Source organism: Embleya sp. NPDC056575 (assembly GCF_042793325.1).
Taxonomy (GTDB): domain Bacteria; phylum Actinomycetota; class Actinomycetes; order Streptomycetales; family Streptomycetaceae; genus Embleya.
Map to the genome: position 1 here is coordinate 1 of NZ_JBHTVA010000002.1, position 16,879 is coordinate 16,879.

Consider the following 16,879-nt stretch of genomic DNA (forward strand, 5'->3'; position numbering starts at 1 on the left):
GACGGGGCGCGCGTTCGCCCCCCGTCCGCCGCCGCACCGGTGTGCTCAGACGCCCGCCGGGTCCCTCTCGCTCGCCGCGCCGGCCGGGGGCTTGGGCGCCACCGTCGGCGCCGGGCCGCCTTCGCTCAGGCCGAAGCGGTCGTGGAACCTGCGCAGCGGGCCGGGCGCGTACCAGGCCGAGCGGCCCAGCAGCCGCATCGCGACGGGGACCAGCACGCCCCGCACGGCGATCGCGTCGATCAGGATCGCCAGTCCCGTGCCCATGCCGAACATCTGCATGAAGCTGATCTCGGCCGTCCCGAAGGCGAAGAAGCTGACCGCGAGCAGCGCGGCCGCGGCGCTGACGATGCGTCCCGTGTGGCCGAGGCCGTCGACGACGGCGGACTCGGTGTCCTCGCCCTCGTCGTGCAGTTCCTTGATCCGGCTGAGCACGAACACCTCGTAGTCCATCGACAGGCCGAAGGCGATGCAGAACATCAGCACGGTCATCGACGTGTCCATCGGCTGCGGGGTGAAGCCGAACAGGGAGGCGAGGTGACCGTCCTGGAACATCCAGGTCATCACGCCCAGGGCCGCGCCCAGGCTGATCATGTTCAGGAGCAGTGCGCGCAGCGGCTGGACGACACTGCCGGTGAACAGGAAGAGCAGGAGGAAGGTGGTGACGGCGACCAGGGCGATCGCGGCGGGGAGTCGGCCGCCGATCGAGTCCTTGGAGTCGACCAGCTCGGCGTCGGTGCCGCTGACCAGCGGGTGGGTCCCCGGGGGCGGTGTGACCGCCCGTACGTCGGCGACCAGGTCCTGGGCGGCGTCCGACTTGGGGGCCAGGGCGCTGACCACGTCGATGCGCTGCGCGTCCGGGCGGCCCATCGCCGGGTTGCCGGCGCCGGGCGCGGCGGGCCGGCCGCCGATGTACGTGCCGGTGGAGGTCGCGACGCGCACCACGTCCTTGTGCCGGGACAGTTCGCTCGCGTACGCCGCCAACGGGCCCTCCGTCACCGGACCGTCGATGACGATGTGCACGGCCGCGGCGTCGTTGCCGTCGAAGTTCGCCCGCAGCGCGGTCGAGACCTCCCGGCTCTGCGCGTCCTCGGGCAGCACCCGTTCGTCGGCCGTGCCGAAGGTGATGCCGAGCAGCGGGCTCGCGGCAAGCAGCAGTACGGCGAGCACCGGAATCGCGGTGAGCGCGGGACGCCGCATCACGGTGCCGGCGATCCGTCCCCACAGGGGTGTGCGGACGGAGGCGGGGCGGTCGAACCGCGCCCACGGCATGCGACCGCTGTTGACCCGCTGCCCCAGGAGGGCGAGCAGCGCGGGCATCACGAACAGGGTGGCGACCGCGGCGACGATGATCACGCCGACTCCGGCGTAGGCGAACGAGCGGAGGAAGAACTGCGGGAACACCAGGAGTGAGGCCAGCGCGGCGGCGACGGTGGCGGCGGAGAACGCGACCGTACGGCCCGCGGTGCGCACGGTGTGCCGGACGGCGTCGTCCACCTCCGCCCCGGCCGCGAGGTGTTCGCGGAATCGGCTGATCATCAACAGGGCGTAGTCGATGCCGAGGCCCAGGCCGAGCGCCGTGGTCAGGTTGATCGCGAAGACCGAGACGTCGGTGAGGCCGCCGAGGACGGCGAGTTCGGCGAACGTGCCGACGACCGCGACGGTACCGATGACCAGCGGCAGCAACGCCGCGACCACGCTGCCGAAGACGACCAGGAGCAGGAGCAGGGTCAGCGGTACGGCGATCGCCTCGGCCAGGACGAGGTCCTTCACCACCTGCTCGGACAACTCGTCGCCCACGGCGGTGACGCCGCCGGCCTGGACGGTGAGCCCGGGCCCGTACCGTCCGGTGTAGTGCTCCAGGATGCCCTTGACGTGCTCCGCGCGCTCGCTGTCGTCGCCCTTGACGTGGGCGAGCACCATGGCCTGTCGGCCGTTCTCGGAGCGCAGTTCCGGGATGCCCGCGTCCCAGTAGGAGATCACGTTGTCGAGGTGTTTCTCCTTTTTGAGGTCGGCGACCAGCGTCTGCCCACCCTGCTTGGCCGCAGGGCCGTCGACGCCGCCGTCGGGGGCGCGGACCAGCAGGACCAGGTTCGTCTCGCCGCCGAACTTCTTGTCGATGACCTGTTTGGCGCGGGTGGACTCGGAGGCCGAGTCGTCGAACCCGCCACCGCTCAGCAGTTTGCCGAACGCGCCGGCGCCCAGGACGCCCATCAGGACCACGAGCAGACCCGCGACGACGAGTACCAATTTCGGCCGGCGAACCGTGAGTTCGGCTATGCGTTCAAACACCGGTTGTCTCCTTGAGCTTTTGCCATGACAACAGAAAAGACCTGGAACACGCCGGTCGTGGCGCTCCCCGTCGGCTTCGACGACCCTAGTGAGGTACAAGAAACTTTGGCAGTGTTAGATTTTCTTAACAGGGTGCGCCGAGGTCGTGGCGCGCCGGAACCTTCGTCGTAAGGTCGTTGCATGTCTCCTGCCGAAGCCGGATCGACCGTGCCCACGCCGCCCGCGTCGTCCGCGGCGCCCGCGCCGCCGGCGCCCTCCGCGCCGCTCACGTTGCGTGAGCGGCGTCGGGCCGTCGCCGTGCGGGAGATCCTGGGCGCCGCCGAGGAACACATCGGCAGGGAGGGACCGCACTCGTTGTCGCTGCGCGCGGTCGCCCGCAGCCTGGGGATGACCGTGCAGGCGCTCTACCACTACTTCCCGAGCCGGGACGACCTCGTCACCGCGCTCATCACCAAGGCGTACGACGACCTGGCGGACGCCGTACAGGTCGCGGTCGACGCCGTCCCCGACCCGGGCCTGTCGCGCATGGTGGCGGCCGCCGAGGGCTACCGCCGGTGGGCCGTCGCCAACCCGGAACGGTTCCAGCTGATCTACGGGGCGCCGCTACGCCACTACGCGGCACCCACCGACGGCCCGACCACCCAGGCCGTGCGCCGGATGAGCGCGATCTTCGAGCGCGAGCTGTTCGGCGGGTCGACCACGGAGCAACTGGCCGCCGCGGACATCCCGCCGCTGTCGCCGGCGCTGCGCGAGGAGTTGGAGCGGCTGCCACCGGACGGGCTGGGCTCACTGCCGCCACCCGCCGTCGCCATCATCCTGAGCGCCTGGGGCCACATGCACGGCCTGGTCTCCCTGGAGGTGTTCGGCCACACCTCGTTCGTCGACACGCACCAGGCGGAGATCTTCCGCATCGCGATGCACACCATGCTCGCGGACATCCACCGCCGCATCCCGCCGGCGGATCGGGCCGCCACGGCGCGGCGGCCCCGCCCGTAGGCGCGGCGCGGTCAGGGGATGACCGGGACGCCCGGGTTGACCAAGCCGTTGCCGCCGACGACGGTGTTGTCGGCGGTGACGGTGGTGGGGCAGGCGGCGGTGTACGAGAAGGCGTGGATGGCGAGGCGGTCCGGGCCCGTCGCGCCGGTCAGGTCGGCGCGGTTGGCGTGAAAGACGGTGCCGCAGCCCCAACCGGGGAACTGCGCGTGCACCTGGAAGCCGTCGTTCGTGGAGTCGCGGCCCGTGTTGTCCTCGATCAGGTAGCCGTTCCCCTTCACGTCGACCCACGAGTCGTCGTAGTTGTTCCCGGTCAGGCCCGTGCCGTCGAAGGTGTTGCCCGCGACCCGGCCGCCGGTGGTGCCCTCCTTCAGGTCCACCGCCTCGCCGCCCACGTCGGGGCCGATCACGTTGCGCAGGATCTGCACCCGATCGCTGCGGTCGGCAAGCGTGTTGGCGGTGCCGACGTACACGCCCTCGCCCATGCCGCGATTGTCCCGGCCGGTGTCGTAGATCCGGGAGTCGACGATCGCGCCGTCGCTGCTGGAATTGCGGAAGTGCACGCCCTCCATGGTGAGTTCGTGCACGGTGACGGAGTCCACCAGCACGCCGCGGGCGGCATCGATCATGATGCCCTTCTGGGCGTGGGTGAGGGTGATGCCGCGTACGGTCCAGTAGGCGGCGCCGTCGAGGTGCAGGGCGTAGCCGCCGCCGGTGCCGGTGCGCAGCACGGCGTTGGTGGAGCCGACGAGGGTGATCCGGGCGTCGGCGCGACCGGCCCTGGTGGTACGGAAGTTGCCGGTGTACGTGCCGTCGGCGAGGCGGATGGTGGCGCCCGGGGCGGCCGCGGCCAACGCCGACTTGAGCTGCGCCGACGTCGACACGAGCACGACCGGGTCGGTCGCGGACGCGGTCGCGGTGGCGTGGCCGGGCGGCGCGACGGCGAGCGTGGTGGCGAGGGTGCTCACCAGGGCGAGCGACAGGGTACGGATGCGCATCGGGCAACCTTCCGTCGAGGCGGTGACGGGACGCGTGCGGGCGAGTCGGGCCGGTGCATCCACCAGCGTGCGGCATCGGCGCGTAGAGGTCTAGACCAACGTGGGCGCCCATGTGCGCCCGGAAGCGGGTTTGCGACCCGAATGGGTTGATTTCGGGGACATCGGGTCATCCGGAGTCCGTCGGCAGGGGAGGATGAGCGAGGTCGGCGAGGTCGGCGAGAGGGAGGCGGCGGTGGCGATGCGGACGGTACGAAAAGGCCTGGTCGCCGCGCTCGCGGTCGTCGCGACGATCGCCGTCGGGGCCGGCGTGCCCTCGACGGCGAGCGATACGGCCGCCGCGACGGGCGTGTCCGCCGCGGCGGGGGCCGGCCACGAACAGACCCGGGCCGCCATGGACTTCGCGATCCGCTCGGGCGTGCCGGGCGTCATCGTCCGAGCCCGGGACGCGCACGGCACCTGGCGCGCCACGGCCGGTGTCGCCGACCTGCGTACGGGCCGACCGCCCCGCCCGGTCGACCGATTCCGGGTGGGCAGCATCTCCAAGCCGTTCATCGCCGCGGTCCTGCTGCAACTGGAGGCCGAGGGCCGGCTGAGCCTCGCGGACAGCGTGGAGAAATGGCTGCCCGGCCTGGTCCGCGGAAACGGCAACGACGGCCGCGCCATCACCCTGCGGCAACTCCTCAACCACACCGGCGGCGTCGCGGACTACACGGACGACCCCGATCTGCACCTGTTGGGCAAGACCTTCCTGGACCACCGCTACGACACCTGGACACCGGAACGACTGGTCGCGATCGGCCTGAAGCACGCGCCGACGTTCCCGCCCGGCGCCGGCTGGAACTACACCACCACCGCGTATGTCCTCGCCGCGATGGTCGTCGAACGGGTCACCGGCCACACCTACGCGGCCGAGGTCGACCGGCGCGTCTTCGTCCCGCTCGGGCTGCGCTCCACGCTCCTGCCCGGCACGTACCCGCGCATTCCGGCGCCGAGCGGGCGGATGTACACGAGGTTCCCCGATGATCCGGACCAAACGGTGTACGACATCACCGAGTTCGATCCGTCCTGGGGGTGGGCGGCCGGCGAACTGGTGTCCGACACCACCGACCTGGACGGTTTCCTCACCGCCCTGATGCGCGGCCGACTGCTGCCCGAGGCGCAGATGGCCGAGCTGACCACCACCGTGCCCTCGCCCGACTTCGGCGACGGCCAGGACGACGGCCTGGGCGTCTTCCGCGCCACACTGCCGTGCGGCACGCAGGTGTGGGGCCACACCGGATTCCTGCCGGGTTCGCAGAGCATGGCGTACACCACCCGGGACGGCGGACACACCCTGGTGGTCAACTTCGACACCGACTGGGCGGGCGACACCGACGCGGCCGGCTATCTACTCCTCGCCGAATTCTGCGGCACGGCCCCGCCGTCGGCACTCACAAGCCCGCCACCCACGCCCCGAGGGCCGCGTAGTCGGCCGCGGTGAGCCCATGCACGGCATCGACGCGGTACAGCAGCGCCGGCGCGGGATGATGAGCGGCCACCCAGACCCGATCCCCCTCACCGACCTCATCGTCAACCCACACAAACACCCGCCCCACCGCCGCCCGGCTCCGCCGAGTGGTCGTGCCGGTGCTCCGCGCGTGCTGCGCCGGAATCGTCGGGTGGTCCCGAGAAGAGATTCGTGGGGGCCTTGACCTCAAGTGGAGTCGAACTTCCGGCGTCGTCGGGAGCGAGAGGGGTTCGGCTGTGACGGCGCTTGTTACGGGTGCTACCGGGAACATCGGTCGGCCCGCTCGTACGTTCGGGCGGTGGAGTGCCGATCACGTGCGTCGGGTCCGGTGAGGGTGACGCTGTCGGCGAAGGCGCGGGCCAGGGGGGTCAGGTCGTCCCAGCGGCGTACGGCCCAGCCGACCGGCAGGCGGGGCAGGGCCGGGATGGGCAGGAAGCGTACGGGATCGGTGTCGGCGGGCGCCCGCCGGTCGGGCAGGGCGGGCACGATGGCGTGTCCCAGGCCCAGTTCGACCAGCAGGATGGCGGTGTCCCAGTCGGCGACGCCCGATTCGGGCGGGATACGGATGTCCAGTTTCGTGAAGGCCGCGTCGAGGTGGGCCCGCGAGGAGGAGTCCTCCGGAGGCCGGATGTAGCGGATGCCGGCCAGGTCGCCCGCGTCGACGCGGGCGCGTTCGGCCAGCGGATCGTCCGCCCGGACCGCCAATACCCAGGGCAGTTCGGCCACGCAGCGCTGCTGGATGCCGGGAATCGGGCCGCCGACGGTGATCCAGGCGAGGTCGAGGGTGTTGGCGGCGAGCGCGTCGAAGCAGCTGCGACTGGAGGTCTCGGTGCGAAACTCGAGACTGGCTCCGGGATATCGGCTGCGGAAGGCGACGACCGCCTCCGACATGAAGTGCCGAACGGTCGTCGCGCCCGTGGTGACCCGGACCGATCCGGTCTCGCCGCAGGCCAGTTCGTCGAGCCGGCGAAGGGCCACATCCAGTCCGGCGATGCCGTCGGCCGCCGCCGCGTGCAGCAGTCGACCCGCCGCCGTGGGGGCCACGCCGCGCGGATGCCGCTCCAGGAGTTGCACCTTCGTCTCGCGTTCCAACCGCTTCACGTGCTGGCTCACCGCCGACTGGGTGCACGAGAGGTCCCGGGCGACGGCGCTCAGGCTCCCGGCCCGGCACACCGCGACGAAGATACGGAGGTCATCGAGGGTCATGACCCCAAGGTAGGGCTTGGGAAGTTGGCAGCAAACCCGAGGATTGACTTGGGTCGTCGCCCGGTTCGATCATCGGAACCGGGCGGCAACCCGACCCGACCACACGTCCCCGTCCGGACGGGGACGGCCCGGCGGGACGGGTGCCGACCCTCGTCGCCATCGAAAGGATCCGTCCGTGCCCGCTTCGACGTCGTCCCACGAGCCCGCCGCCGTGCCTCCCCGAGCCGTGGCGGTCCTCGGGCCGGGAGGAGTGGGCGGGCTGCTCGCCGCCCTGCTGTCCCGGGCCGGCCACCGCGTGACCTGCGTCGCGGGCGAGGAAACCGCAAAAGCCCTGCGCCGGGGCGGAATTCGGGTACGCAGCGGGCAGTACGGCGAGTTCACCGCCCGCGTCGAGGCGGACACGCGCCTGCGCGAACCCGTCGATCTGTGCCTGATCACGGTCAAGCACACGGGACTGCACGACGCGCTGGAGCGGATCCCGGCCGAAACGATCGGGGACGGGCTGATCCTGCCGCTGCTCAACGGCGTGGAACACCCGGACCTGCTGCGCGAAGACTACGGCGAACAAGCCGTCGTCCCGGGCGTGATCCGCGTCGAGTCCACCCGCCTCGCGCCGGGCGTGATCGAACACGGCAGCCCGTTCACGGAGATCGACCTGGCCGGCCCGCGAGAGCGCGTCGAGCCGTTGACGGCGATGTTCACCGACGCCGGTGTGCGCACCCGGGCGGTGGGCGGCGAGGCGGTCGCGTTGTGGGCGAAGCCGGCCTTCCTCGCGCCCTTCGCGTTGCTCACCAGCCGCTACGGGCTCACCATCGGCGAGGTGCGGACCGGGCGGCGCGCGGAACTGCTCGCGCTCGTCGAGGAGGCCGCCGCGGTGAGCCGGGCCTGTGGCGTCCCCGTCGATCCGGCGCACTCCCTGGCGCTCTACGACTCGTTCCCGGAACAGACCAAGTCGTCCATGCAGCGCGACGTCGAGGCCGGCCGACCCACCGAACTCGACGCGATCGGCGGCGCGCTGCTGCGCGCGGGCGCGCGACACGGCGTTCCCGTACCCGTCGCGACCCGGCTGGTGGCCGAACTGACCCCGCGGTGAGGCCGCTTCGGCCCGCACGGGTGTGATACGGGTCGGGGCGGCACGCGTCGGCCGAACACCGTCCACTCCACGTCGATCCGCCGTCGCCGAGACGGGGCGGGACTCGCGCCGGCGGCCGGGTTCGACCCGTTCGAGTACGGCGTGTACCGGCGCCACGAACTCCCGGCCCGCGGGCGCCGACAACGTGCGGCCCGGTTCCGGACCGGGCCGCCCGGGCCGAGGGGTGGGGTCGTCAGGGAGTGACCACGGTGTGGGCCTGGTAGATCCTGGGCTTCGGGTTGGGCACGCCCAGTTCCTCGAGGATGGGGATGATGGTCTTGCCGAACTCGCGGAAGGCCTCCTCCGATTCCCAGACGTCGACGACGAGCCAGCCGTCCGGGGTGGCGGCGGAGGTGTGCGAGATGAGGCCGGACACCGGCCAGTCCGAGGGGTTCTTCACCGGGCCGGCGCGGCCGGCGACCTTCTCCGCGCTCTGCTCGTACTGGCTGCGGGTCATCCCGGGGACGTCGAAGACGGCGACGATCGGCATGCTGGGCTCCTGTTCGGGAGATGGACGTGGAAGAGTCCGACCAGCCGAGTGCACCATCAGCCCCGGCCCCCCGCATGCCGACTGACCCGAACGGGCGTGCCGGAACCGGACCGCGGCGACACGCCGAAGTGGGCGCAAGCCCGCGCCGCGGGGCCGGGTGGGCATAACGTGGCCCCGCCGTGAGCTTCATGTGACGACCGCGTCACCCGGCGCGAGATCGTGTGGGCCGCGTATTCGCGTCTCCGCGGGTCCGGGTGCTCGTCGGCGGCACATGTGGCGCCCGTACCTCGCACCCCATGGGGGTCGCCATGCCCATGCTGCTGATTCAGGGCTCGTTCCACGTCATCGGAGCCCAACCGGACGGGGACTCCCTCCACTTCACCCCCGACGACCCCACCGAGTGGGACCTCGTCCAGGGCAGACACCGGGTCCGACACAACAGCGCCGGGACCAACCAGCTGCGGCTGGACGCGATCGACGCCCTGGAGACCCACTACGGCCCGCAACGCGACCACCAGCCCCTGGAGTTCGCGCACGCCGCCGCCGCCGAACTGCTCGCCTGGCTCGGCTTCACCGATGTCCGACGCGAACCCGACGAGACGGTCGTCGGGGCCGTCCCGGAGCGGGTGCCCGGGTACATCCTCACCCGCGATGCCGACCTGCACGGCCGATGCGTCGCCCTGGTCGGCAAGGGAACCCCGCCGGCCGCGAGCGGTACCACGGTCGTGGTGGACGTTCCGCTGCTGCGGACCACCGTCAACCACCACCTGCTCGCGACCGGTCTGGTCTACCCGACGTACTACCGCAACCTGTTTCCGGACCTGCGCGGCGAGTTCACCGCCGCGACGCTCCGGGCGAGGGCCGCCGGCAGCGGGCTCTGGTCCCGGGACGCGACCACCTCCGGTGCCGAGATCACCGGCATCCCCTCGATCACCGACGATGTCGTGATCCTCCCGAAGCTGTTCCGTAGACTCGACGACTACCTGCGTCTCGGCGACCCGTCGCCGGCGGGCTTCCCCGCGTTCCTGGCCCAGCACCCGGACCGGTACTTCATCCTGTCGACGGGCCACTCCACCACCGGCCTGGACTTCGTCGTCGAGGTCACGGACGCACGATACGTCCGCATGACCCACCCACCGGAGGACCTCGTCTTCGACGAAGGATGACCCCCGCCGGCCCTCGGATTGACCTTGACACGGTGACAACGTTTTGACTGTGGCCGAGGAGGTGGTCGCGATGGCCATGGCGAAACAGGGCACGGGCACGATGCGAGGACTGCGGGGACTGGCGGACGGCGATCCGTCGGTCCGGGTGCGAGTGGCGCTGGCGGCCGGCACGAACCCGGACCCGGGATTCGTCCGACCGCTCGTGGAGCGGTGCGGGATCGATCCCGACTTCCAGGTGCGCGAGACGTTGACGTGGGCGCTCACCCGCCACCCGGCGTCGCTGACGGTACCGCTGCTGGTCGAGGAGGTGCGTTCGGAACGGGCGCGGGCACGCGGCCAGGCGTTGCACACGCTGTCCAAGATCGGGGATCGGCGGGCTTGGCCGGCGATCACACCGGCGCTGCTGTCCGACGCCGACGACGAGGTCGCGCGCAGTGCCTGGCGGGCGGCGGTAGTACTGGTGCCCGAGGATGCCCGGCACCGGTTGGCCGTGGTGTTGGCGACGCAGCTCGGGCGCGGCGAACGCGAGACGCGGCTGAGCCTGAGCCGGGCGCTGATCGCGCTCGGGGAGGCGATGTTGCCGACACTCGGCGCCGCGACGACGGACCTCGACCCCCGCGTGCGTGCGCACGCGATCGCGACGGAGCGGTTGTGGCGCGACCCCGACGCCGGATTCGAGCTCGCGATCGAGGAGGCGAAGCGTGTCGCGGCCCTCGGTGGTGCCGATGCGGAAGGGCGGTAGGCGGTGTTGATCGGTGACGTCGCGCGAGCGTCCGGGGTCAGCGCCCGCATGCTCAGGCATTACGAATCGCTCGGACTGGTGCGGCCGACGGGTCGCACCGGTTCGGGCTATCGGGAGTATTCCGGCGAGGACATCCGGCGGATCTTCCACATCGAGAGCCTGCGGTCGTTGGGTTTGTCGCTGCGCGACGTCGGACGGGCGCTCGACGATCCCGCCTTCGCGCCCGCCGAGCTGGTCGACGATCTCATCGAGCGCACGCGCGAGCGCATCGCCGCCGAGACCCGATTGTTGACGCGGCTGCGGCGGATCGGCGCCGCCGAACCGGCCGGCTGGGAGGACGTGCTCCAGATCGTCGCGCTGCTACAGGCATTGGGATCGCAGAGCGCGGGCGCGCGGCAGCGCGCGGCGCTGTCCGCGATCGACGAGGGGCCCGTGCCGGTGGAAGCGCTGGTCGAGGCCGTGCTGGGCGAGCCGGACCCGAACGTGGCCGGCGCCCTGCGCTGGGCCCTGGCGCAGGCGGGCGAGGACGCGCCGGCACTGCTGGCGGCGGGGCTGGACGCGCCGGAGGCCGAGGTACGGGAGCGTGCCGTGCGCTCCATCGCCGAGATCGCGAACGCCGAGGCGACCGCGCTGCTCCGGGACGCGCTCACCCACTGGGACGAGGTGGTCCGCGGGCAGGCGGCGTTGGCGCTCGGCGCACGCGGCGTGGCGGACGCGATTCCGACGCTGCTGGACATGATCGTGGCGGAGCGGAACGACGCCGACGCGGCCGACGCGCTGAGCGTGCTGGCCGGCGACCCGGCGGTGGCGGATCGTATCGCCGGCGGCCTGGTCGACTGCCTCGGGCGTGCGGCGGCGGGCTCGTCGGCGCGTCGCCGGTTGACCCAGGCCCTGGCGGATATTCCGGGGAGCACGTCGTCACGGGCGCTGGCGGAGCTGTCCCGGGACGGGGACCGCGTCGTCGCGTCGACCGCGACGTACATCCTCGAGCTGCGCGGTGCGCGATAGCGGTGTGTGGGGTGTGTCGGCGAAGTCCGTTGCCGTGATCCATTGTTCGTGGGGGCGGCCGGGCATCTCACCGACGCATGACAGCAGTTCGGGATGTGGATCATCGGAGCCCCGACTCCGTCCCGGAATTCGCCGCCGCCTAACCTGTTGATCGACTCGGGAGGTCGATGGACATGACGAACTACGCTCGTATGTACCGCTTCGGGGTGACGCCCTGGGAGTCGTACGGGAAAGCCTCGGGGGAAAGCATCGCGGCGGTAATCGCTCGTGAGGACGTCGACCGACCGCGACCGCTCGGCCGAGCGCTCGATCTGGGGTGCGGGCGTGGTCGGTTCACCCCGGAACTCGCCCGGCGCGGCTGGCAGGCCGTGGGCGTCGACTACGTGCCGGCCGCGATCGAGGCGGCCCGACGGCGGGGCGACGAAGGTGTCACCTACGTCGTGGGCGACGTGACCGACCTCGGGTCGGCCGATCTGGGAACCTTCGACTTCTTCCTCGACATCGGCTGCTTCCAGGGCTTCGACGCCGGCCGGCGACAGGCCGTCGGCCGCGGAGTCACGGCGCTGGCCGCGCCGGGTGCCACGCTGCTGATCCTCGCGTTCGGTCCGAGCCGGTACCGCTCCTTCGTCGGTGGCACGAGTCGGGACGAGATCGAAGCCGCGTTCCCCGACTGGGAGTTGTCGACCGTCGAGCCGGCCCCCACGGCCGGCCTGGGCTGGCCGATGAACCGGACCGATCCCCAGTGGTTCCGGCTGCGCCGCCGGTCCTGATCCGCGCACGGATGCCGGCGCGCCGCAGCCGGTCCGACGGCGCGCCGTGCGTCTCGGCAGCGGCGGGGAGTGAAGACACGCGCTAGGACTCGCCGCTGATCCTGGCCGAGCCGATCGAGGCCGCGGCGATCGTCCTGGCGGCGGTCTGCGTCGAGGAGCCGGAGTTCAGCTCGGTCAGCGACGTCCGGTCGAGCGCGTGGACGACGAACTCGTAGGTGTTCACGGTCGACGGCGAGCAGGGCCCCTGGTAGCCGTACAGGCTCGCGCTGCCCCGGTAGTAGACCTGCCGTGCTCCCGCCGGCACCGACGGCCGGTAGGCGTGGTCGACGTTCTGGGGCAACGAGGTGGTGCCGACCGGGATGTCGTAGACGACCCAGTGGATGAGGTTGGCGTTGTCGAGATCGCGCATGACGATCGCGTAGCTCTTGGCGGCGGCCGGCGCGCCCGACCAGGCCAGGGGCGGGGACTCGTTCTTCTTGGCCGGGTCGTGGCCGCCACCGCTGGTGCACTCGTGGACCTTGGGGATGGGACCGCCGTCCGCGAACGCGGCACTGGACAGGGCGAAGGCGTTGCGATCCGCCGGGGACGCCGGTGCCGGCGATGCCGACGCGGCGACGGGCGAGAGGCCGACGGCCCAGGTGACGAGCAGGGCGCACAGCACGATTCGTGTGCTTCTCACTGGAGGCTCCCGAGGATGCTTTTGGCGTGCGGTGGATTCAGCCTAGGCATCCCGGATTCCGGCGGCCAACACCTCATACGAAGGCCGAGTTTTCCATTTCGGTCAACATCTCAGCCGGATTCCCGTCCGACAACGAAGCGCCGGCGCCGGCCGCGACGAGATCACGGTCACGCTCACGGTGCCGGGGCGAGGGCGACGATTTTTTTGGTGTTGGTGCTGCCGAACGCCACCTCGGGCCGGCTCGGGGCTTGCGCAGCCCTCGATGGGGGTGTCGGCCGGTACGGATAGGTTGGCCGCATGAGTCTTTCGCTGTCGTTGTTCCTGGTCGACCCCGAACTCCCGCGTGCCGTGGTGGGATCCGGTGACGTGCGCGTTCGCCGCGCGATCGGTGGGCGGTTCAAGCAGGAGATGTCGCAGGACGACGACTACTTCGCGCACGAGATCGAGAACGGCGCGCCGACGCGATACGAGGCGCTGACGGCGGTCGTGGAAGGCGGCCCGTTCGAGGAGCGGCACGCCTTCCAGTACGGGTACGCGTACCGGATGATCTGCGCCTTTCACGGACGCCGGTTGTGGGGCAACAGCTTCTCGCCGTTCAAGTTCGCGTGGCTGGGGCACGTCGACGAGGCCCTGAAGTCCCTCGGCATCGAGGCCGTCACGGTGTCCGAATTCGGCTACGGCCTGCCCGAGCCGTTGCCCCGTGCCGACCTCCCCGGCCACGGCGTGTGGTCACCGCACGCCTGCGCCACCGCCCGGTCCCAGTACGAGGCCGTCACCGAGGAACAACTCGCCACCCTGGACGGCGACACCCGCGAGGCGGTCGAAGAACTCGGCACCTGGCTCCACGAAACCCACACCCACCCCGGCCGCGGCATCGTGGGCTTCCTGCACTGACGCCCGCGGCACCCGCGGCGCAGTGCCGCCCGGCGGCTATTCGGCGATGCGCGTGGAATAACTCCAGCGGTAGAGCGGTAGGTGCGCGCCGTCCAACTCCACCGCGCCACCGGTGTATTCGTAATGTTCCCGCCCGTTGCGGAAGGCCACGGACACCTTTTCGGGTATGCCCGGTCCGTTCACCACCAGGACCGCCAGCATCTCGGGGATCCCACCCGTCAGAGCCACCCGCACCTCGTCGCCCGGATGGGTGGGAATCGCGCCACTGGTCATCGTCCACCTCGCATCTTCCACCTCGCATCACCCGTCACCGCGCAAGGTCCGCACGGCGAGACCGACCGGGAGCCGCTCGCCCCGCAAGCACAACATCACCGGGGGTGTCCGGCACAGGGCGCACGAACGCATCGTGGGCGCGCGGACGGCCGGGAGAAGGCCGGGAATGCCTTCGATCACTTCTTCCACGCCCTTGCGCGTCCCACGAGAGCGTGCATGTCGCGATCACCGACGTGCGCGACGGTGATTCCCGGGGCGGCGTGAGCGCGGCCGCACGGGGCAGACGTCCGGTCGACGGCGACCAAGCGAGAGGAGCATGACATGGCGGACCTGCGAGCGGTCGGGTGGGCACACTCCTTTCCGATCGGCGGCGGCGTGGAGGCGGGTCGGCGCTGGGCCCGGGAGCGGCTGGCCTGCCTGCCATGGACGGCGGACGCCCCGGAGACGGTGGACGACATCCTTCTCACGGTCTCGGAATTGATCACCAACGCCCACGTCCACGCGCACAGCACGGCCCGACTGGTCCTGGCCTGGGACAGCCGCTGCCTGAACGTCTACGTCGCCGACACCGGCCCCGGACTGCCGGCCCAGCGCGGCCCCGAGAGTCTCGCCACATCGGGCCGGGGCCTGGCCATCGTCGACGCGATCGCCGACGAATGGCACACCCGCCCCACCCCGCACGGCAAGGCCATCACGGCCTGCTTCCACCCACCGGGCACCTCTGCGCACGACGGATGAACAACCGCCGCCCCTCCGCGACCGACGTGCGCTCGGTCGCGGAGAGCGACGATCGGGCCGCGCTCAGGTGCCTACGCAGGCGCCCACCGGCTCGCGCGACTCGGCCCAGGCGACAAGGGCCGCGTCGGCCAACGTGGGCACCCACATGTCGACGAGGGCCAGCTCCTCGTCGCGCGGGGCGGCGCCCACGCCCAGGACGCGCAGGCCAGCGCGCGAGGCGGACAGGATGCCGCAGTAGGAGTCCTCGACCGCCAGGCACACGGAAGGCGGCGCGCCGCAGGCCCGCGCCGCCGCGAGATAGACGTCCGGGTCGGGCTTGGGACGCAGCGTCGCGTCCGGGACCACGATGTCGGTGAAGTACGGAAGCAGCCCGGCCTGCGCCAACCCCGACTCCACGACGTCGCGCGGGCAATTGCTCGCCACCGCCAACGGCGCGAAGTCGGCCGCCAGACGCACCAGTTCACCCGCGCCGGGAATGGTCACGGGGGCGGCGGCGACCAACTTCCGGAAGTGATCCAGAAGTTGCGCCGTCACCTGGTCGGCCTGGCCGGCGGAGAGCCCGATCACCTCGGTCATGACCCGTCCGCATTCGGTGAAATGCAGGCCCTTCGTGCGTTCGCCGAAGTCGTCCGGGGTTTCCATGCCGTATCCGCGCAGCACCAGTTCGCGTGCCTCTTCCCAGTGGCACTCGCTGTCCATCAGCGTGCCGTCGCAATCGAAGACGATTGCCGCGGGAGTCCAGGAGAGAAGGGAGTTTCCTGCCATCGGTGAGCCGTCCGTTCAAGAGACGTGGATCGCGGGGGACACCCCGCCCGAGGCGTCGGCGGGCGGGGTTTGCCCCGAAACATAACGATCATTACGCTAGGTCGAATACGCTCGGTATTCAAAGAACAACGGATTGTCCGCGTGTCGACGTCGAGGTCACCGGTAGCGCGCCGCCCCCAGGGCCGTGTACGCGCCGCCCTGTCGGAAGCGGAACGAGGCCTGTCGACCGTGGTGCAGCGTGCACTCGATCCGCGCGGGCGGGTCGAACTCGGTGAACAGGGGGGTACGCAGACGAAACGCCGTCGGCCGAAGCAGTTCGCCGTCGCTGGCCAGCGCGATCGCCTGCCGAGCGGCCTCGACGAGCACCATCCCGGGCACGTGGTCGCAGGGGTGATCGAAGAAGAAAGGATGCAGCCGATCGGCCGGATCCACCTCAAGGACACCGCCGTCGGATTCGGCGACCAGCACGTCCCGGGGCAGCGTCGCGTCCACCGCCTCCGGCGTCGGCCGTACGCGCGGAGCCGCCGGGCGCGCCCCCGCCGCGCCCCGGCGCAGCGCCGCGTACGTGTCGGGGGCCAGGAAGCGTGCGTTGCCCCCCGCGCGGGCGAAGGTCGTGTCGCCGACCGACAGCCGCACCCGCAGCCGTGCCCCCCACAATCCGCGGCCGTCGCGCGTGGAGCGGAAGTCGTCGACCTGCGCCAAACAGGTGATCTCGCTTGCGCCACTGGTCGAACGTGGCTCCGCCGAGGCGTCGACACCGTAGAAAAGGTCCTTGATCAGGAAGTGTGCCTTCGGAGGCACCGCATAGAACTGCGCCGGAATGAAGATTCCGAGCTGACGGAGGGTTTCCAGGACCATCAGCCGACTGTGGCCACCGTCGTGGGTGGGCCGAAACGTGGGATGGGAGCAGGGCCACTGGGCGGCGGCCAGGAAGGTCGTGCCCGCGACCCGGACCACGTCGGTGAGCAGCACCTCGGCCACCGACACCCGATGCACCGATTCCCGTTCCACGGTGCGCGACCAGCTCAGGAGCCTCGCCGACGAGCGCGAGGACGCCCTGTCGCCGCCAAAAGCAACCATGAACACAAGAAGAACCCAGGTGCCGGGAAGGTGCATGTCGTCTTCGCTCCACCCGTCGGGTGACGGTGCGCGAGGCCCGGCGATCCGGACCGCCGGCGCGGCCCGAGGGCAGACGATTCCCACCCGGACGTTCGAGTTGGAGGTGGCAC

General features: G+C 71.2%; 17 protein-coding genes. 9 read left to right on the plus strand and 8 right to left on the minus strand.

Annotation, left to right across the window (positions count from 1 at the left end):
* Nucleotides 1-45 precede the first annotated feature (45 nt).
* The gene (locus tag ACFRCG_RS01340) at nt 46-2,289 is read right to left on the minus strand and encodes an MMPL family transporter (protein ID WP_380027450.1); all 2,244 of its coding nucleotides are present in this window, start codon (nt 2,287-2,289) and stop codon (nt 46-48) included.
* 180 nt (nt 2,290-2,469) lie between these two features.
* Here ACFRCG_RS01340 and ACFRCG_RS01345 point away from each other — a divergent pair, with 180 nt between their 5' ends.
* Nucleotides 2,470-3,285: a TetR/AcrR family transcriptional regulator gene (locus tag ACFRCG_RS01345; protein ID WP_380027452.1), complete on the plus strand. Its 816-nt coding sequence runs from the start codon at nt 2,470-2,472 to the stop codon at nt 3,283-3,285.
* Between the two features lie 11 nt (nt 3,286-3,296).
* Here ACFRCG_RS01345 and ACFRCG_RS01350 read toward each other — a convergent pair whose 3' ends face one another.
* Nucleotides 3,297-4,280 carry a sheath polysaccharide-degrading enzyme gene (locus ACFRCG_RS01350; RefSeq protein WP_380027454.1) on the minus strand — a complete coding sequence of 328 codons (984 nt, stop codon included), beginning with the start codon at nt 4,278-4,280 and terminating at the stop codon, nt 3,297-3,299.
* A gap of 193 nt (nt 4,281-4,473) precedes the next feature.
* On the opposite strand from ACFRCG_RS01350, the gene ACFRCG_RS01355 reads away from it, so the two are divergent.
* A complete protein-coding gene (locus tag ACFRCG_RS01355; RefSeq protein WP_380027456.1) occupies nt 4,474-5,760 on the plus strand; it encodes a serine hydrolase domain-containing protein in 1,287 nt (428 codons plus the stop codon).
* 285 nt (nt 5,761-6,045) lie between these two features.
* Here the strand turns inward: ACFRCG_RS01355 and ACFRCG_RS01360 are convergent, their stop codons facing one another.
* Nucleotides 6,046-6,993, minus strand: a complete 948-nt coding sequence (locus ACFRCG_RS01360) for a LysR family transcriptional regulator (protein ID WP_380027458.1) — start codon at nt 6,991-6,993, stop codon at nt 6,046-6,048.
* 175 nt (nt 6,994-7,168) lie between these two features.
* On the opposite strand from ACFRCG_RS01360, the gene ACFRCG_RS01365 reads away from it, so the two are divergent.
* The gene (locus ACFRCG_RS01365; RefSeq protein ID WP_380027460.1) at nt 7,169-8,086 is read left to right on the plus strand and encodes a ketopantoate reductase family protein; all 918 of its coding nucleotides are present in this window, start codon (nt 7,169-7,171) and stop codon (nt 8,084-8,086) included.
* A 232-nt stretch (nt 8,087-8,318) separates the two neighbouring features.
* On the opposite strand, the gene ACFRCG_RS01370 is transcribed toward ACFRCG_RS01365, so the two are convergent.
* Nucleotides 8,319-8,615, minus strand: a complete 297-nt coding sequence (locus ACFRCG_RS01370; protein ID WP_380027462.1) for a hypothetical protein — start codon at nt 8,613-8,615, stop codon at nt 8,319-8,321.
* Between the two features lie 308 nt (nt 8,616-8,923).
* Here ACFRCG_RS01370 and ACFRCG_RS01375 point away from each other — a divergent pair, with 308 nt between their 5' ends.
* From ACFRCG_RS01375 to ACFRCG_RS01390, 4 genes are all read left to right on the plus strand, one after another.
* Complete coding sequence (locus tag ACFRCG_RS01375; protein WP_380027465.1) at nt 8,924-9,781, plus strand: nuclease; 858 nt, start codon at nt 8,924-8,926, stop codon at nt 9,779-9,781.
* A 70-nt stretch (nt 9,782-9,851) separates the two neighbouring features.
* Nucleotides 9,852-10,523 (plus strand): HEAT repeat domain-containing protein, encoded by a 672-nt coding sequence (locus tag ACFRCG_RS01380; RefSeq protein WP_380027939.1) that lies wholly within the window; start codon nt 9,852-9,854, stop codon nt 10,521-10,523.
* 3 nt (nt 10,524-10,526) lie between these two features.
* Nucleotides 10,527-11,531: a MerR family transcriptional regulator gene (locus ACFRCG_RS01385; RefSeq protein ID WP_380027467.1), complete on the plus strand. Its 1,005-nt coding sequence runs from the start codon at nt 10,527-10,529 to the stop codon at nt 11,529-11,531.
* A 173-nt stretch (nt 11,532-11,704) separates the two neighbouring features.
* Nucleotides 11,705-12,301, plus strand: coding sequence for a class I SAM-dependent methyltransferase (locus ACFRCG_RS01390; protein WP_380027469.1), 597 nt, complete (start codon nt 11,705-11,707; stop codon nt 12,299-12,301).
* 82 nt (nt 12,302-12,383) lie between these two features.
* Here ACFRCG_RS01390 and ACFRCG_RS01395 read toward each other — a convergent pair whose 3' ends face one another.
* A complete protein-coding gene (locus tag ACFRCG_RS01395) occupies nt 12,384-12,980 on the minus strand; it encodes a YbhB/YbcL family Raf kinase inhibitor-like protein (protein ID WP_380027471.1) in 597 nt (198 codons plus the stop codon).
* A 297-nt stretch (nt 12,981-13,277) separates the two neighbouring features.
* On the opposite strand from ACFRCG_RS01395, the gene ACFRCG_RS01400 reads away from it, so the two are divergent.
* Nucleotides 13,278-13,874 carry a hypothetical protein gene (locus tag ACFRCG_RS01400; RefSeq protein ID WP_380027473.1) on the plus strand — a complete coding sequence of 199 codons (597 nt, stop codon included), beginning with the start codon at nt 13,278-13,280 and terminating at the stop codon, nt 13,872-13,874.
* Between the two features lie 36 nt (nt 13,875-13,910).
* On the opposite strand, the gene ACFRCG_RS01405 is transcribed toward ACFRCG_RS01400, so the two are convergent.
* Entirely contained in the window at nt 13,911-14,147 is a 237-nt protein-coding gene (locus tag ACFRCG_RS01405) for a DUF5988 family protein (RefSeq protein WP_380027475.1), read from the minus strand.
* A gap of 321 nt (nt 14,148-14,468) precedes the next feature.
* Here ACFRCG_RS01405 and ACFRCG_RS01410 point away from each other — a divergent pair, with 321 nt between their 5' ends.
* Complete coding sequence (locus ACFRCG_RS01410) at nt 14,469-14,885, plus strand: ATP-binding protein (protein ID WP_380027477.1); 417 nt, start codon at nt 14,469-14,471, stop codon at nt 14,883-14,885.
* Nucleotides 14,886-14,948: 63 nt separating this feature from the next.
* Here ACFRCG_RS01410 and ACFRCG_RS01415 read toward each other — a convergent pair whose 3' ends face one another.
* Together ACFRCG_RS01415 and ACFRCG_RS01420 are read right to left on the minus strand one after the other, a co-directional pair.
* The gene (locus tag ACFRCG_RS01415; RefSeq protein WP_380027479.1) at nt 14,949-15,650 is read right to left on the minus strand and encodes an HAD family hydrolase; all 702 of its coding nucleotides are present in this window, start codon (nt 15,648-15,650) and stop codon (nt 14,949-14,951) included.
* A gap of 156 nt (nt 15,651-15,806) precedes the next feature.
* Nucleotides 15,807-16,730 (minus strand): ScbA/BarX family gamma-butyrolactone biosynthesis protein, encoded by a 924-nt coding sequence (locus tag ACFRCG_RS01420; protein ID WP_380027481.1) that lies wholly within the window; start codon nt 16,728-16,730, stop codon nt 15,807-15,809.
* Nucleotides 16,731-16,879: the final 149 nt, after the last annotated feature.

What these genes read in the sequence shown, in the direction of transcription:
- ACFRCG_RS01345 (WP_380027452.1), top strand. Translation starts at nt 2,470, where the DNA reads ATGTCTCCTGCCGAAGCCGGATCGACCGTGCCCACGCCGCCCGCGTCG.
- ACFRCG_RS01350 (WP_380027454.1), bottom strand. Translation starts at nt 4,280, where the DNA reads ATGCGCATCCGTACCCTGTCGCTCGCCCTGGTGAGCACCCTCGCCACC.
- ACFRCG_RS01355 (WP_380027456.1), top strand. Translation starts at nt 4,474, where the DNA reads ATGAGCGAGGTCGGCGAGGTCGGCGAGAGGGAGGCGGCGGTGGCGATG.
- ACFRCG_RS01360 (WP_380027458.1), bottom strand. Translation starts at nt 6,993, where the DNA reads ATGACCCTCGATGACCTCCGTATCTTCGTCGCGGTGTGCCGGGCCGGG.
- ACFRCG_RS01370 (WP_380027462.1), bottom strand. Translation starts at nt 8,615, where the DNA reads ATGCCGATCGTCGCCGTCTTCGACGTCCCCGGGATGACCCGCAGCCAG.
- ACFRCG_RS01375 (WP_380027465.1), top strand. Translation starts at nt 8,924, where the DNA reads ATGCCCATGCTGCTGATTCAGGGCTCGTTCCACGTCATCGGAGCCCAA.
- ACFRCG_RS01380 (WP_380027939.1), top strand. Translation starts at nt 9,852, where the DNA reads ATGGCCATGGCGAAACAGGGCACGGGCACGATGCGAGGACTGCGGGGA.
- ACFRCG_RS01390 (WP_380027469.1), top strand. Translation starts at nt 11,705, where the DNA reads ATGACGAACTACGCTCGTATGTACCGCTTCGGGGTGACGCCCTGGGAG.
- ACFRCG_RS01400 (WP_380027473.1), top strand. Translation starts at nt 13,278, where the DNA reads ATGAGTCTTTCGCTGTCGTTGTTCCTGGTCGACCCCGAACTCCCGCGT.
- ACFRCG_RS01405 (WP_380027475.1), bottom strand. Translation starts at nt 14,147, where the DNA reads ATGACCAGTGGCGCGATTCCCACCCATCCGGGCGACGAGGTGCGGGTG.
- ACFRCG_RS01410 (WP_380027477.1), top strand. Translation starts at nt 14,469, where the DNA reads ATGGCGGACCTGCGAGCGGTCGGGTGGGCACACTCCTTTCCGATCGGC.
- ACFRCG_RS01415 (WP_380027479.1), bottom strand. Translation starts at nt 15,650, where the DNA reads ATGGCAGGAAACTCCCTTCTCTCCTGGACTCCCGCGGCAATCGTCTTC.
- ACFRCG_RS01420 (WP_380027481.1), bottom strand. Translation starts at nt 16,730, where the DNA reads ATGGTTGCTTTTGGCGGCGACAGGGCGTCCTCGCGCTCGTCGGCGAGG.